The organism is Oceanospirillum sp. (genome assembly GCF_048265165.1).
Lineage (GTDB): Bacteria > Pseudomonadota > Gammaproteobacteria > Pseudomonadales > Halomonadaceae > Oceanospirillum.
On sequence record NZ_JBLXCD010000001.1, the window covers coordinates 94187 to 111268 of the forward strand.

Consider the following 17082-nt stretch of genomic DNA (forward strand, 5'->3'; position numbering starts at 1 on the left):
ATCAGTCGTGCTCCTTCAATACGGGCCGTTCGCTGGTCGTTAGTTTGCCGAGATTAGCCAGGATCAGCATGGTGGCCCCGACAACGGTCAGGAATACTCCAAGGTCGAAGAGCATGGCGCTGGCCAGCTCGAACTCGCCAACCAAAGGCAGGTGGAAATGATCAAACCAGGAGGTCAGGAATGGGCGGCCAAATGCCCAGCTACCAAGCCCTGTCAGAGCTGCAATGGTAATGCCGCTGCCTATCATCAGCTGATAATCAAGTTTCATGCGGGCTTTAATCCAGTCCACACCGTGGGCAATATATTGCTGAATAATGGCAACAGAAGTAATCAGGCCCGCAATAAAGCCACCGCCCGGCATATTGTGCCCCCGGAGGAAGATATAGGCAGATACCAGTAATGCAAGTGGCAGCAAACTCTGGGATACAACGGAGAGCATTAGAGGGTGACTGTCCTGAGACCATGGGCGGCCATCACCATCGCTGGCGGGCATATAGAGGCGCATACGGGCGATCAACTTGAAAATACCCAGTGCAGCAATGCCCAGTACGGTAATTTCACCCAATGTGTCAAAGCCCCGGAAATCTACAAGTATCACGTTTACGACGTTAGTACCGCCGCCACCGGTCTTGCTGTTTTCCAAAAAGAAAGTGGAAATACTGTCCAGCGGTCGGGTCATTAATGCGTAACTGATAGTACCGATTACGCCACCTATGATCGCGGCTATCCCCAAGTCCCGGGCAACACGTTTAGGTGACGATTCTTTTGGTGTAGTTTGCGGTAGGAAAAAGAGTGCAAGCATCAGCAAAATAACGGTGACAACCTCTACTGCCAGCTGAGTCAGGGCCAGATCCGGTGCTGAGAACTTGGCAAACATCAGTGATACGATCAGGCCGACCACAGAAAGGGCTACCAAGGCGACCATACGCTGGCGATTCCATATCACCGTTGCCAGAGCCCCTATCGCCAGCAGCACAGCCCCTGTAATTGAGATTGCATCCACCGGAATCTGAGGCCTGTGGCCGGCAGTGGCATTCAGATCCAGAAGAGGTTCTGCCATCATCACCATCGCCAAACTAAGCATCATATAGCTGTAGCGTTGCAGGGAACCATTTTCGGCCAGTTCCATCACACGGGAGATTTGCTTGTGAATCAATTGAATGACGGCCTCAAAAACCAGCTTGGGGTCGTTTTCCGGGAACTGAGCCTGAAACTGAAACAGCTCTTTCCGGTTGATATACACCAAGGTGCCACCGACCAGTGCCACAACGCTCATCAACAGAGGAAAGTTGAAACCATGCCAGATTGACAGGCTATATTCAGGTACCTGTCCCTGTAGTGTTGCAGCCGATGCAGCATAGAGTAAGTCGCCAATCATATAGGTGGGCATAATACCGACCAGCAGGCACAGGGCCACCAGAATTTCCACAGGAACTCTCATGTAGCGGGGGGGCTCATGAGGTGTTTTAGGCAGATTAACAGGTTCGCCGTTGAAGAATACATCATGGATAAAGCGCAGGGAGTATGCCACAGAAAATACGGTTCCCAGCGTCGCAAATACTGGCACCATCCATGAAAGAGAGCCCAGAGAATCCTGATGAAGGGTTTCTGCAAAGAACATCTCCTTTGACAGAAAACCGTTCAGTAGCGGAACACCTGCCATTGCTGCGGCTGCAACCATCGCCAGAGTCGCCGTATAAGGCATATATTTCCACAAGCCATTCAGCTGCCTCATATCCCGGGAACCGGATTCATGGTCGATGATCCCGGCTGCCATAAAGAGCGATGCCTTAAAGGTAGCGTGGTTGATAATATGAAACAGAGCTGCAACGGCAGCCATGTCTGTGCCCATGCCTAGCAGCAGGGTGATCAAGCCTAAATGACTGACCGTGGAGTAAGCCAGAAGGCCTTTGAGGTCATGTTTGAACAGGGCAACATAGGCGCCCAGAAGCAGGGTCGCCAGTCCAGTCATACTAACAATCAGGAACCAGAGCTCAGTACCGGATAACACAGGGTACATTCGGGCCATCAGGAATATACCGGCTTTTACCATGGTAGCTGAGTGCAGATAAGCACTGACCGGTGTTGGTGCCGCCATGGCATGGGGTAGCCAGAAATGGAAAGGGAACTGGGCTGATTTAGTGAATGCGCCCAGAAGAACCAGTACCAGGATAACCGGGTAAACTGCATGTTCACGAATCAGGTCACCACTGGCCAGCACGTCATGCAGGCTGTAGCTACCGACAACGTTGCCGATCAGCAATACACCAGCCAGCAGCGCTAACCCCCCTGCACCCGTGATGGTCAGGGCCATTCGTGCGCCTTTTCGGGCCTCAGTTTTGTGTCCCCAGAAGCTGATCAGCAGAAAAGAACTGATACTGGTAAGCTCCCAGAACATCCAGAGCTGAATCAGGTTGTCGGACATCACTACGCCAAGCATAGCGAACATAAAGAGAATCAGATAAGCATAAAACTTACCCATGGAATCATTTTCGGAAAGATAGTAGCGCGCATAAAGCACAACCAGTAAACCAATACCCAAAATCAGTAAGGTAAAAAGCAGTGCAAGTCCGTCCAGGCGGAACGCAAGCTCTAATCCTAACTGAGGTATCCAGCCAAAGCTTTGGCGGACGGTTTCACCATCAAACACCTGAGGTGCAAGTTGTAAAACCAGAACCAAAGCAAGGGCGGGAAATCCCGCAGTAAGAAAAGCACACGCGCTGCGGCTGAACCTCGATGCAAATAGGGGTACCAGGGTTCCCAATAAGGGTAGCAGTGGTATCCAGATCAGGTCGTTCAACAAGGGTAGCTCCTGTTTTGTCCATCTTGCTTTTCAATCAGAATCTGATTGATCGATCGTTATTTTTACCGGTTTTGGGGTGGTTCTGACCGTAATATATTGATTACGTTCATGATTATTATTAGGTATGTTTTTTTATTTTAACTGGTTTTTCTCTGGCTGCACGGTAAAGCGAGTCAGAAATATAAAAGAAGGATACTAAAAAGGGCAGCCAAAAGCTGCCCTTAATAGGTATTGAATTTAGTGAAGTTTTGACTTAAGTGCCAATAATTCCACCATCTTCCCGTTGAATCATAATCACGGAAGATCTCGGTGTGCTTTGACCGCCACCGGGGAAGTGAGATGGTTGCAAGTCTTCACCGGGGTGTTGAACACCAATAAAGACGGTGCGATAGTCCGGTGTGAAAGCTAATCCGGTTATTTCACAGGCCACTGGGCCAGTCAGAAAGCGCCGTATCTCACCGCTGGCCGGATCAGCGCATAGCATTTGGTTATTACCCATACCGGCAAAGTCACCGCTATTGGAGTATTTACCATCGGTCTGAATCCAGAGGCGGCCTGCAGCATCAAAACCAAGGCCGTCAGGACTGTTAAACATATTGTCGCTGTTGATATTAGCAGAGCCGCCATAAGCGGAGTCACCATGAACTTCAGGGTTCCCCGCCATAACAAACAGATCCCACTTAAAACCTGCAGCGGTATGATCATTGTTATCCGGCTGCCAGCGAATAATCTGACCGTAATGATTTTTGGCTCGAGGATTAGGGCCTCCTACTGGCTGGCCTTCTTTGCCTCGGTTTTTATTGTTAGTCAGTGTACAAAAAACCTGCTGGCCGGATGGGTGAACGGCAACCCATTCAGGGCGATCCATTGTTGTTGCACCAACCTGAGTTGCTGCTCTTCGTGCAAAGATGAGCACTTCTGCCTGATCGGCAAAGCCGTTTTCAGGTGTCAGGCCATTCTGGCCAAAAGTCAGTGCAACCCACTCGCCCTCTCCGGCCACCCTTCCTGGCTCAGCCTCAAATTTGGCTACATAGAGTGTGCCTTCCTCTAGCAGGTCGCGGTTGGCGGCCTGGTTGTCCGGGTTGTAGCGATTTTTCGAAACAAACTTATATAGGTGTTCGCCCCGCTGGTCGTCCCCCAGATAAACCACAACATGGCCATCTGCGCTGACGGTCAGTGCCGCATTTTCGTGTTTAAAACGCCCCAGTGCAGTTCTCTTTTTTGGCGTGCTGTCGGGATTTTTAGGGTCTATTTCAACAATCCAGCCGTGACGATGCGGTTCTTGAGGGTTGAGTGATAAATCAAAACGACTGTCGTGCTTATGCCACTGGTAGCCTGCATCTTTGGCTCCGATACCATAGCGCTTGGCATCATCACCCAGATCCACAGCAGAATCACTGCCGAAATAACCATTGAAGTTTTCTTCACAGGTGAGGTAAGTGCCCCAAGGTGTCTGGCCGTTCGCACAGTTATTGAATGTACCCAGTACTTTTGTGCCTGAAGGATCTGCAGAGGTCGCTAATAAAGGGTTTCCGGCTGCGGGTCCGGTTAATGCCATCGGTGTATTAGCGTGGATTCGACGGTTAAAGCGACTGTCTTTTACAGGCTTCCAGCTACCATTAACTTTACGAATTTCAAAGATAGACACACCATGTGCAGCCTGAGCTTTACGGACATCACCGTGACTTACCTTTTTGCCCTGATGGGGGAGCAGGTATTCATAGTTGGTGTACTCGTTATTAATGGCCATGATGGCGCGATCTTCGGCCAACGGGAAAAAACTCATGCCATCATTGTTGTCACCAAACTGGTGTTCCTGGTCATAGGCGTTGTTTTTGCCACCATCGATGAACTCGTTGGCGTTTGAAAACAGAGGGTCACCCCAGGATATGAGTCGCTCCCAGCGATAACCTTCAGGAACGGTGATGGTGTCAGCGGTAGAGGCTGGAACCGGCTTAAAACCAATTTCAGGGCTCATTGGGTTACTGTTGGCCGAACCGCTCATGCTTAGCGGCGTGCAGCCAGCGGCGAGTGTACTCAGGCCTAAAAGTGCTGCTCCTCCCATAAACTGACGACGGCTCAACCCTTCTTCAATAATTTGAGTTAGCTCCGGCGTCTGTGTTACCGGGTGGTTCAGATCATCCTGCTGTTCAAAGTTGCTCATATCTCAGATCCATGTATAGGTTCAGGTTTTATTTCTGATGTGCACTCAGATGTTGATATGGGGCATTAATGTAAGGTCTGAATGTAACAATCCTGTGACACGTGGATGATTTTACTGGTGATGCCTGATGGCGTTGAAACTGAGGATAGGGCGGGGGGTATCTGTATCCTAAATAAGTGTTTTGGAAGGTTTGTTAATCTCGTGTTCTCGCTGTTCTGGCCTATATTAACTCTAGGTATCCTATTTTTATCGGTTTGTAAGATTGATATCGCCCTAAGTACTGATACTGGGAATAAAAATATTGCTGAAATTTGCTATCAACATTCTATGGTCAAAATTTGTTGTGCTTGCGGTAGTGTGTTTACTGCTTGGTATGACCGCTTTCAGCAGTTTTAACCATCTTCAGTCTCTTTATTTTGAACGTTTAGAGCAGACTATGGGAAGCCAGCTGGGCACTCTTCACCAGAGCTTATCTGCTTGGGGGCGATCCAAGAGAAGCTATGTTTATTCTTGGGCAAAGCAGCCAGAGCTGAGACGCCATATAAAAGTGTTAACAGGTGATGCCGGCTCGTCGCTAAAGAAGTTAAGTGGCTTTGCTCTCGGGGACTATCTGAGGCCTGTGATCTCAGACCCGGAAATCAAGCACTTCTACCTGATTGGACCTGGCAACCGGATTATTGCCAGCGATAACCCGGATCAGCTGGGGGTGACGGCACCTCTGGTGGCGTTTCCTTATCTCCTGAGACAGGCCTGGGGTGGGATGTCGGTTATTACGCGCCCACTGCGACTCGCTGAGCAAGGTGCCGGTGCCATCTATGTTGCGGCTGCTGTCAGAAATGCTACCAGCTCGCCGATGGCGCTATTAGTCTTTGAAATTGATCCTGTGGTCAGTTTCTATCAGATTTTCAGAAAATCAGCATTCTCAGGAACGGGTGAAGCGTATGCTTTTGATCGTGATGGTCTGCTGCTGACTCCAGGTCGTAATTTTGATACTGAAAGTCTGCGGCCAACGGATCGCGGGCAGGCAACGTTACTGGGGGTGAATAATAATCCTCTTCCCGGTTATGAAACGACACCGCTTGCAGACAGAGTCGGCCTAGTGAGTGATGAGGTTTACATTCGCAATGCTATTACCGGTTACGATGGCCAGCTAAAAGTCGGAGCCTGGATTTGGGATAAGCAGTTTCAGATGGGGCTGGCACTGGAGCAGTCCTCGGGTGAGGGGCTTGAGCTATTGCGCAGGATGCAGTGGATCTTTTTGACCTTTGTCGGGCTGGTGATTCTGATCATTCTTAGCTTCTTTTTTATTCTCGCCTATTGGTCAGCGGCGCGTACCCGGGAGGAGGAGGAAGCTCGGGAGGCATTGGTCAGTGAGCTGGTATCTCTGCATGAGCGTAATACTCTTGATATTGCTGACCGTGAAGCGAAGCACAGGGCGATCATTGATACAGCCTGGGATGCGATTTTTACCGTGGATAATCGTGGTGTGATTTTATCCGCCAATCCTGCGACTGCACGTATCTTTGGCTGTCGTCAGGACAAGCTGATAGGGCACCTTATAGAGGATTGGGTTTGGTTGGATAGCAGGGAGCATCTGCGTGCTGACTATATGGCTAAAGCCTGTGGTCAGGCTATCGAAGCAACAGGTGTGCATGATGATCGTCGAACATTCCCTGTAACCGTTTCAATTGCTGAAACTGAAACCAGTCAGAGTTCTTTTTTTACCGTTATTGTGCGTGATGTCAGTGCGCAGAAAATGTCTGAGCGCTCCCTTTTTGAGGCGCGTCAGCGGCTGGAAATGAGTCAGTCCTTCGCTTATATCGGGACGTGGGAGTGGGATGTTCACTCTGATAAGGTCATGGCTACTGAGATGGCCCTGAAGCTTAATGGTCTTGAGGTCAGTCGTTGCGCCGTAGGGTTAGGTGTTTTTTTTAGCCGTATCAACGGGAGTGACCGCCCACTGCTTCACCGTACGCTTTACAGTTCTGTTAGGGCTCAGGAGCCATTTTCAATTGAATGCCGGGTTGATTATGACGATGGAACCAGTGAATGGTTACTGATCCAAGGGACACCTCTTCAGGAACAAGGCGCTATAAGCCGTTTGATTGGCCATGTTCAGAGAATTACCGAGCGTAAAGAAAATGAAAAGGCACTGCTGGCGGCCAGAAATATGCTTCGACTTGTGCTGGACACTATTCCAATTGGTGTTTATTGGAAGAAAGCGGATTTGACAATTGCAGGTGTCAACAAGAAGTTCTGCCAGGATTTGGAGCTTAAGGAAAAAGATATTATCGGTAAAACTGACGAAGAGGTTTATTGCAATCGTCGTCAGGCCGCATTAATTGAGCGATTGGATCGTACGGTGGTTGAGACTGGGGTACCGATGCTTCGTCGTAGTGGTCGTTATCATATGAATAACGGCAAGCTCTGTTATGTCGAGATCAGTCGTTTACCCATTCAGGATCAGGAGCATAATACACTCGGGGTGCTCGGGGTTTACACGGATGTTACAGAGCGGCTGGAGACTCAGAAAAGCCTGCAGCGGCATCATAAACTTCTGGCCTCTATTTACAGTTCACAGTTGCGCTATTTTGCGGGAGATAATTGCTGGGCAGTGTTTTCTCATCTTCTGGGGGAGGTATTGGAACTGGCGGAAAGTGAGTATGGCTTTATTGGTCAGGTTTTGTATAAGCCGGACGGTCAGCCTTATCTCAGAACCTATGCTATTACCAGGCTCTCACAGGATGAGATAACTAAAAAATGGCAACAAAAGCACCATGGTGATGGGGTAGAGTTTCATAACTTAGGTACATTATTGGGTCGTGGTTTAAAAACAGCAAAGCTTGAAATCAGTAATACCCCGTTATCAGAGGCTTGGGTTAAGGATATAACCGGTGGTGACGTCGGTGTCAGGAATTTTATGGCTGCTCCTCTGCTGAAAGGCAATGATCTGGTGGGTATGATAGGTTTTGCGAATCACTTAAAAAGGTATGATCAGGAACTGGTTCGCTTCCTGCAACCAATACTGACGACCTGTGCGAATCTGATCGCTGCGATTGACAGTGATATGAAAATTATTGCGACTCAACAGCAGTTACTCAAGGCAAAAGAATCTGCCGAAAAAGCCAATCGTGCTAAAACAGACTTCCTTTCCAGGGTTAGCCATGAGCTTAGAACGCCAATGAATGCCATTCTTGGCTTTACCGGGCTATTAACTGAGTCGGCCGAAACAGAAGAGCAGCATAGTTTTCTCCGGGAGATTGATATTGCAGGCCATCACCTGATGAGCCTGATTAATGAGGTGCTTGACCTGGGGCGTATTGAGTCAGGACGTATTGAACTTCAATCAGATTACATCTCATTGGATAGCCTGCTGGAGGAGTGTTGCTCTGTAACCGGACAGCTTGCTCAGCAAAAAGGTATTCAGTTCAGAATGCACCCTGATAGCAGGCGCTCTTTGCAGGTTGTGGCGGATGCTGGTCGATTGCGTCAAATTCTGCTGAACCTGCTTTCGAATGCTATTAAATATAATAAGCCCGAAGGTAGTGTAGTTCTCAACGTACAACTGCCCAAACCAGGACAGGTTGATATCCATGTTCAGGATACAGGGGTTGGTCTTTCTGAACATGAGCTTCATCATTTGTTTGAGTCTTTTAACCGGCTGCATGCGGAAAAAACCGATATCGAAGGAACCGGAATGGGGTTGGTGATTACTCGTCAGTTGACGGAGTTGATGCGTGGCTCATTGACCGTATCAAGCACTAAAGGTGTAGGGAGCTGCTTTACATTGAGTCTTCCGGGAAGCTCCTCAGTCCAAGAGAGTGAAGGTGAGGAGCTGGCAGCCCCTCTCCTGCCGGCCAGGGTTTTAATTTTAGGGGATGAGCGTCGTGCTGACAGCTATTGCCCAGGATTGGAGACGGCGTTAATTAGTGCGGACCCGGTATTTGTAAACTCAGGCGTTGCTTTTCTTGAATTAGCACTACAGCATAATTTCCAACTGATGATCTGTGACTCACAGGTGAGCGATTTCTCGTTGGAGGAGTTGCTATGCTATCTGTCCGATAGCGATGTACTATCCAAAACACCGGTATTGATCATCTTTCCGGCCAATTCCAGCTTCTCATTTGAGGAGCTGTCACTGCCTGAAAATCATCTGTTGCACCTTTACTGCTATACAAAAGGTGAGCTTTTGACTGAAAAGGTTCAGGAATTGTTTAATTTTACCGACAGAAGTCAAAAATCTTACTAACAAGGCCTGCTTGCGGGTTTAAAAGTATCACTTACTTTTTGATTTTGTTAGGATTTTGGCTCGGACATGATAGTCAGCCTCATTTTTGGCTCGAACAATAAGGCTTCAAATTTGTGAACAGTCGCGCTTATCTGCTTAACTGGTTTGTCGCTGCCCTGGCTATCTTGGCGGTCGTGGGGAGCGCTTGGTATATTGAAGTTTCATATTTGGAGCAAATACGTCAGAAGCGTGTGCTCGAGTCCCAGGCGCGAGTTTCAGAAACCAGTGCTGGTATTGAGAGTATTATCCGCTCCAATCTTGCCAGTATGCAAGGGCTTGCCGCCTACCTGTCGATAAACCCTGATATTAGTCAGCGTGATTTTTCTGAAACAGCAAATCTGTTTCTCAGCAATAATCCTATGGTGAATACGGTTTATCGTGTATCCAGTGATTATCAGTATACCCACCGTTATCCAGATGCAACTGATACTGATTTTACGGATCGCTTTATTCCTTCTGATACACGGGGTTTTGAGGCTGCTCGTCAGGCGGTGGAAACCGGAGAGATCTTTGTTTCAGGCCCGGTTATGCAAACTGATGGCGTCGCGCATCTCCATATATGGCTGCCACTCCAGAGCTCCGGTCGTCAATACCGGACGGCACTGTTACTCTTTCCTTTATCCCTTGAACAAATCTATGAGGCCTCAGGCCTTTATAAGCTGGGCCATGAAATGGAAGTTTCTGTCCGGGAGGTACGTCATAGCAAGCCTCAGGCTGCTTTCTATGGCCCTACTACACTTTTTAATGCAGCGGATATTACGGACAGCATAACCTTACCGGGCACTCAGTGGCAGATTGCAGCTAGTATTCAGTCTGAGTCTTTTGTCGAGCAGTCATCCCGGCTTTGGATTCAGCTCGCAGCAGGGCTGATGATCAGTATTATTATCCTGATTCTCTGGTTGCGCCTTAAAGAGCTGCGTGCTGTGGGACTTATTGAGAACCAGCAGTTAATGCTGGACCAGGCCCAGCGTGTTGGCCGGATTGGTAACTGGTCATGGAATATCGCCAAAGGCGATGTTTTCTGGTCGGATGAAGCATACCGCTTGTTTGGCCTGGAGAAGGGGGATCGAGCCCTTGAAAATGATGGTTATCTGCAGTTTGTCCACATGGAGGATCGGCCTGCCGTTGAAGCAGCGATTCAGGATGCAATGGGCAGAGGTGGGCGCTATCAAACCGATTTCAGGTTGATGCGGGCAGACTTTGATCAGCGCTGGGTACATTCTGAAGGTTTTGTTGAACTGAGTGCAGACCGTAAACCGGTTCGGGTTTTTGGTACCTTTCAGGATGTGACCTCCAGCCGGAGAATTGAACGAGAGCTGAAACAGCGGGAAACTCAGCTTTCGGCCATCACAGATGCTGCTCAAAGCCTGATTATGATATCCCGGGCCGCTGACGGTATGGTGTTATTTTGTAACCCCTCCTCAAAAAGAATGTTGGGTATAGAACCCTCTGAGCTGGTTGGTCAGTCAATTGTGGTGTTTTATCCTTCCCCCTCCGACCGGGAACTTCTGCTGAGCTGTGTGGAGCGTGACCATAAACTGAGCAATTACACCCTTAAATTGCGACGGGCTGACAACGGCAGGATCAGTACGTTTCTGATCGGGCTGCAGAAAATTATGTTCAATGGAAGTGAGTGTTTTGTCGTTGACATGGTTGACATCTCCTCCATGCTCGAAGCTCAGATTGCCCTGGCAAATAGTGAGGAAAAATTCAGGCTTTTTGCAGAGAACGTGCCGGGTATTTTTTGGCTGTGCCACCCTGACGGTCATGAGGTCGAATTTCTTAGCCCAGGCTATGAGAGGGTGATCGGAATGAAGGCTGAGCTGGTACTGTCTGGTGTTGAACCTCTTTTTGGCAGTGTGGTACCGGAAGACAGGCCGATGGTGGAGGGGATTTTCTCGGTAGCCAGGCAGCCTTTGCAGCTTGAATTTCGCATTCAGCATCCGACCGGTAACGTACGTTGGATTCGCAGTCTTTCTTTTGCGACTTATGATAATGAAGGTCGGGTTAAGAATCTTGCTGGTTTTGGTGAAGATATAACGGAAACTTATCTGAGTAATCAGAGAATTAAGCTGGCGGCTTCAGTTTTTGAGAGCACAGCAGAAGCGATTGTGGTGACAGATGCGAATAACTGCATTGTGTCCGTCAATGATGCTTTTAGCCGGATTACAGGCTATAGCTCTGATGATGTATTGGGTGAAAACCCTGCGATTCTCAGCTCTGGTAAGCAACCGGATAACTTCTATCAGACGATGTGGGAAAGCCTTCAAGCAACCGGAGGCTGGCAGGGAGAGGTCTGGAATCGTAAGAAAAACGGTGAGCTTTATGTTGAATGGCTATCAATAACAGCCCTGAAAAATCAATATCATGAAGTTGAGAACTATGTAGCGGTTTTCTCTGATATTACCGACCGTAAAGAAAAAGAAGAATTGATCCGGTATCAGGCTAACTATGATGCACTGACAGGACTGCCTAATCGGGTTCTCTTTCATGACCGTTTGATGCAATCGATAACCTCTGCACGTCGTTACCCAAAGGACCGGGGAGCGTTGATGTTTATCGATTTAGATCATTTTAAAGAAGTGAATGATACGCTGGGTCATGAAGCCGGAGATAGTTTGCTGAAGAAAGTTTCGGAACGCTTGCGCCAATATACCCGCGAGTCTGATACTGTGGCTCGCCTGGGCGGGGATGAGTTTACGGTTATGCTGCCATCAATAGGTAGTGTAGAAGATGTGAGAAGAGTCGCCGGGAAAATTATTGAGGCCCTGTCGAGGACATTTGACCTTGATGGTAAATCTGCTCATATCTCAGCAAGTATAGGGGTTACTATCTTTCCTGACGATGGTGATGAGCTGACCCGAGTGCTTCAGAATGCCGATCAGGCGATGTATGCCGCCAAATCAGCGGGCCGTCACACCTATCGTTTTTTTACACCCCAGATGCAGCAGGAAACAGAGCGTCGTCAGTCTCTGCAGCATGACCTTCGTTCTGCTCTGGATCATCATGAGTTTGAGTTGCACTATCAGCCCGTAGTGAACCAGGATAGACAGGTTGTTAAGGTCGAGGCTTTAGTACGCTGGAACCATCCTGTTCAGGGGCGCGTGTCGCCGGATCAATTTATATCGCTTGCAGAAGAGAGTGGCTTGATTATCCCGCTGGGTGGCTGGGTTTTCGCTCAGGCAGTCTCGGAGATATCAAGCCTACGCAAACGCTTCCCGGAACTGGGGGTTGCGATTAACTTGTCGTCCAAGCAAATTGCTACAGATGAGCACCATGTTGAGCATTTTGTTGATATTCTACAGCAATATGACCTGGCTGCTAAATGGGTAACGCTGGAAATAACAGAGTCGCTTTTTCTTGATCCTGCCGGTGATTCTGTCGAGAAGCTAAATAAGTTGCGTGCGCAGGGGTTTGAAATTGCAATTGATGATTTTGGCACAGGGTATTCCTCTTTAAGCTACTTGAAGCAGCTGCCTTTGACGACAATTAAGATCGATAAAAGCTTTGTCTCAGATCTTGATAAAGATAGTGGTGACAAAGTTCTTGTGGATGCGATTCTTTCTATCGCACAGAGCATGCGCTTAAGTGTGATCGCTGAGGGTGTGGAAACCGAAGCTCAATCCCGTTATCTGGTGGACGGTGGTGCTCAAATGCAGCAGGGCTGGCTGCATGGTAAGCCTATGGCCTACCATGCCCTCAGTCAGTGGCTTGAAGCTAATATCGGGCAATAGTTTTTTTTGATATATAATTACATCGTGTACTCGGTTATTCCCTTTTTTATTTTTTATGATGGTTAATGCACCGTACGTTATTAAGGTGTGCTTTGTTTTAATTACAGGAGTATTGAATGAGTTCTCGTGAACCATCTCCGCCTGCCATATCTGTATCTGCCAGCTCGCTCATTGTGGGTGCAGTTGTGTCTGTGTGTGTCTGGGGGGCTGGATGTTTTTTTACGGTTAACCCTCATGTGGCTTTTTTAATGGCGCTTTGTTCTGGTTTTTGCCTCATATGGCTGATGAATCGTTACCATACAGCTGAAAACGATGCTGTATCCCCCGATCTCTCATATCAGACGGCGGACACCTTTAACGCTCTTTCTTCAGAGCTGTCTTCTGAGTTTAAAGCGTCCAGAGAGGAGGTTCAGCAGGTAAAAAATCTGCTGGATACGGCTATTGGTCAGCTTGTTGATAATTTCACACAGGTCCATCAGAAAACCCAGGAACAGCAGGCACTGACCCATCGAATTACACAATATATGGCTGCCGGAGAAAATGTTGATTCTATTTTTTCCGGGTTTATTCATGATACGACAGAGACTTTTGAAGTTTTTATGGATAATGCTGTTCAGGCGAGTAAATTTGCCATGGGTCTTGTTGAAATTATGGATGATATGGCCAGCAATATTGGTGGGATTGTTAAACTTCTTGATGAAATTGACGATATTGCTGATCAGACCAATCTTTTGGCGCTCAATGCTGCTATCGAAGCTGCCCGAGCTGGAGATGCAGGCCGGGGATTTGCAGTGGTGGCGGATGAAGTTCGTTCACTCTCTAAAAAAACAACCCATTTCAGTGATCAGATTCGAGGTTTGATGACGGATCTGCACAGTTCCTTTTCTAATGCGGACACTTCTATCCAGAAAATCTCTTCTGTTGATATGGGGTTTGCCAGTGAGTCAAAACGACGTATTGAGCAGGTTTTGGGTCAGCTTGAACGAATTAATCATGAATCGTCGGGGGCGCTGGCATTACAAAGTGAGCTGGCTGCTGAGGTAGAGGAAAATATTAACCAAGCAACGACAGGTCTTCAGTTTCAGGATATGACCAGTCAGCTTCTGGGTCATACAGATACGAGGCTGGATGCGATCCATGGATTCATGAATGATGTAGCGCATCTGACACAGGAAGATAACGCTTACTCATCGGAAGAAATTTTACGACATATTCGCGAGAAACTTCAGGCAACTCGCTCTAAGATTGATAGTATGAAACATAACCCTGTTTCCCATGGCAGTATGGACTCGGGTGATATTGAACTCTTTTAATAAAATAATCAGGTGTTGGAGAAACTTATGGCCAAGAAAATTCTGACGGTGGACGATGCAGCCTCAATTCGTCAGATGGTGGCTTTCACGCTCAAGGGTGCCGGGTATGACGTGGTGGAAGCGATTGATGGACAAGATGGACTGAACAAAGCTAAGTCGGGTCAGTTTGACCTGGTACTGACGGATCAGAATATGCCTAAAATGGATGGCCTGACTCTTATTAAATCGCTCAGAGCCTTGCCACAGTACAGTCGGACTCCGATACTGATGCTGACAACTGAGTCTGGTGATGACATGAAGGCAAAAGGGCGTGCAGCCCGAGCCACAGGTTGGCTAGTAAAACCCTTTGATCCGGCTAAATTACTGGAAGTTGTCAAGAAAGTGCTGGGTTGAGTAATCCAAAGCAACAGAAACGGATAATGTATAATGTCGTTTGATTTGAGCCAGTTCAATCAGTTGTTTTTTGAAGAAACTGCTGAGCATCTCGCCACAATGGAGAGCCTGATGCTGAATATGGATGTTCAGTCGCCGGATATGGATGATCTGAATGCTGTATTCCGTGCCGCTCACTCTATTAAAGGTAATAGTGGCACGTTTGGCTTTAATGATATGACGGCAGTAACGCATGAGCTTGAAACGTTACTGGATCTGGTGCGCAAAGGTGAGACTGAATTAACGGATGAGATGGTCGATGTTACCCTTCAGGCCGGTGACGTTCTGACGGGTATGCTTCAATCTCACCAAAATGGTGAGGAGCCTGACCAGGAGCCGGCCCAGTCCGTTATCATAGCGTTGAATCAGCAGCTTGCTATCGTTAAAGGTGGCGAGGTGCAGCCTGCAACACTTGATCCGAATACCTTCTCTGACCATCTTCCTGTTGTGCAGCCCAGCGAGTCGTTATTAACCCAGTCTTTCATTGTTCGCTTTCCCGCGCCTGATCAGGAGCTGGACCTGCTTTTTGATTCCCTTAAAGAACTGGGTGAGCTGACGGTTATTGATGCACCCTCTGAACACTCGGATGATTGGCTGTTTTCACTGCAGACCGATGCGAAAAAAGAGGATCTTAAAGACCTGATTACCTTCATGGTTGCCGAAGATTCCTTGTCTATTGAAGAAGAAATATCTTCAGATGATGGTAGTTTTGGCTTCTTCGAGTCTGTTGGGGAGGGTGCCAGCGAAGATGAGCTGGGTTATGGTTTCTTTGATGATTTTGATGACATTGCTGATAAAACCAGCACAGGCCCTGTGAGCGGGGGTGATACTGAGGGTGACCCGGGTTATGGTTTTTTTGAGGAAGATGATCCCGGTTATGGTTTCTTCGAAGATGAGCCGCTTTCCGCCGAGGCTCCTGCTTTGGTTGGGTCTCAGGATATCGCCGTCGATAACAAAACTGACCCAGAGACCCATGAGGATCGAGGCGCTGAGTTTGATGGTTATGGCTTCTTTGAGCCTCTTAATAGTGACGCTACTGTCAAAAGCGCAGAACCTTCACCTCAAACTTTGCCCTCAAAGGTTTCTGCTACGCCTGAACCCCAGGCAAAGATTAAGTCGTCAAAAGTCGCAGCCGTTAAGAACAGTGGGGCGGACTCTTCGGTTCGGGTCAGTGTTGAGAAGGTCGACCAGCTGATTAACCAGGTCGGTGAATTGGTGATTACTCAGGCTATGTTGGCTCAGATGGCATCTGAGGTTGATCCTATCCTGCATGAGAAGATGGCCAATGGCCTTGCTCAGCTGGAAAGAAATACCCGGGATCTTCAGGATTCTGTTATGTCGATCCGCATGATGCCGATTAGTATCGTTTTCAGTCGCTTCCCTCGTGTTGTGCGTGATTTGGCCGGTAAGCTGAATAAGAAAGTTAAGCTGGAAATGATGGGGGAGCATACCGAGCTTGATCGGAGCATGATTGAAAAGCTAGCTGACCCATTAACCCATCTGATCAGAAACAGCCTGGATCATGGTATTGAATCACCTGAAGAGCGTTCCGCAGCAGGCAAAGATCAGACCGGTACTATTTTACTCCGGGCTTCACATCAGGGGGGGAATATCGTTGTTGAGGTTCAGGATGATGGTGCAGGTTTAAATCGCGAGCGTATTCTTTCTAAAGCTCAGGAGAAAGGTATTGCAACATCAGAGAGTATGCCTGACTCCGATGTATGGTCACTAATCTTTGCTCCCGGATTTTCAACCGCGTCAGAAGTCACTGATGTATCGGGGCGTGGTGTTGGGATGGATGTGGTTAAAAGGAATATCACGTCTTTAGGGGGACGACTCGAAATTGAGTCAATGGAGGGTATCGGTAGCCGAATCAGTATTCGTTTGCCTTTGACGCTCGCTATTCTCGATGGTCTTCAGGTTGCCCTGGGTGATGAAATTTATATTGTGCCTTTGACCAGTATTATCGGATCAATGCAGCCGGACCCCAGTGATATCAAAACCGTATCAGGCGAAGGTGCAGTGATCTGTATCCGGGATGAATACCTGCCGATTATACGGCTGAGTGACCTGTTGAATATGCCCGCTGCATTTGACGAGTATGAGCAGGGGATTATGGTCATTTTGGAGTCAAATGGTGGGCAGGTTGGCTTGTTTGTTGATGATCTTGTTGGTCAGTCCCAGGTGGTTATTAAGAGCCTGGAAGCGAACTACCGCAAGGTTGAGGGCGTGTCTGGGGCAACAATTTTAGGAACAGGGCGTGTCGCCTTGATTCTCGATGTCGAAGAGTTAATCAGCATGCATAAAACACGTACCAGGGCAGTGCCCGGCAGTGTGCTGGTCTAAGG

General features: G+C 48.2%; 7 protein-coding genes. 5 read left to right on the forward strand and 2 right to left on the reverse strand.

Annotation, left to right across the window (positions count from 1 at the left end):
* Nucleotide 1: 1 nt before the first annotated feature.
* Nucleotides 2–2800: a monovalent cation/H+ antiporter subunit A gene (locus ACN0R8_RS00455; RefSeq protein ID WP_417595166.1), complete on the reverse strand. Its 2799-nt coding sequence runs from the start codon at nucleotides 2798–2800 to the stop codon at nucleotides 2–4.
* 256 nt (nucleotides 2801–3056) lie between these two features.
* Nucleotides 3057–4967: a PhoX family protein gene (locus ACN0R8_RS00460; RefSeq protein ID WP_417593992.1), complete on the reverse strand. Its 1911-nt coding sequence runs from the start codon at nucleotides 4965–4967 to the stop codon at nucleotides 3057–3059.
* A 301-nt stretch (nucleotides 4968–5268) separates the two neighbouring features.
* On the opposite strand from ACN0R8_RS00460, the gene ACN0R8_RS00465 reads away from it, so the two are divergent.
* From ACN0R8_RS00465 to ACN0R8_RS00485, 5 genes are all read left to right on the forward strand, one after another.
* A complete protein-coding gene (locus ACN0R8_RS00465; protein ID WP_417593994.1) occupies nucleotides 5269–9216 on the forward strand; it encodes a PAS domain S-box protein in 3948 nt (1315 codons plus the stop codon).
* A 113-nt stretch (nucleotides 9217–9329) separates the two neighbouring features.
* Complete coding sequence (locus tag ACN0R8_RS00470; RefSeq protein ID WP_417593996.1) at nucleotides 9330–12989, forward strand: EAL domain-containing protein; 3660 nt, start codon at nucleotides 9330–9332, stop codon at nucleotides 12987–12989.
* Between the two features lie 632 nt (nucleotides 12990–13621).
* Nucleotides 13622–14302 (forward strand): methyl-accepting chemotaxis protein, encoded by a 681-nt coding sequence (locus ACN0R8_RS00475; RefSeq protein ID WP_417595168.1) that lies wholly within the window; start codon nucleotides 13622–13624, stop codon nucleotides 14300–14302.
* 27 nt (nucleotides 14303–14329) lie between these two features.
* The gene (locus ACN0R8_RS00480; protein WP_078319855.1) at nucleotides 14330–14695 is read left to right on the forward strand and encodes a response regulator; all 366 of its coding nucleotides are present in this window, start codon (nucleotides 14330–14332) and stop codon (nucleotides 14693–14695) included.
* A gap of 33 nt (nucleotides 14696–14728) precedes the next feature.
* Complete coding sequence (locus ACN0R8_RS00485) at nucleotides 14729–17080, forward strand: chemotaxis protein CheW (protein WP_417593998.1); 2352 nt, start codon at nucleotides 14729–14731, stop codon at nucleotides 17078–17080.
* Nucleotides 17081–17082: the final 2 nt, after the last annotated feature.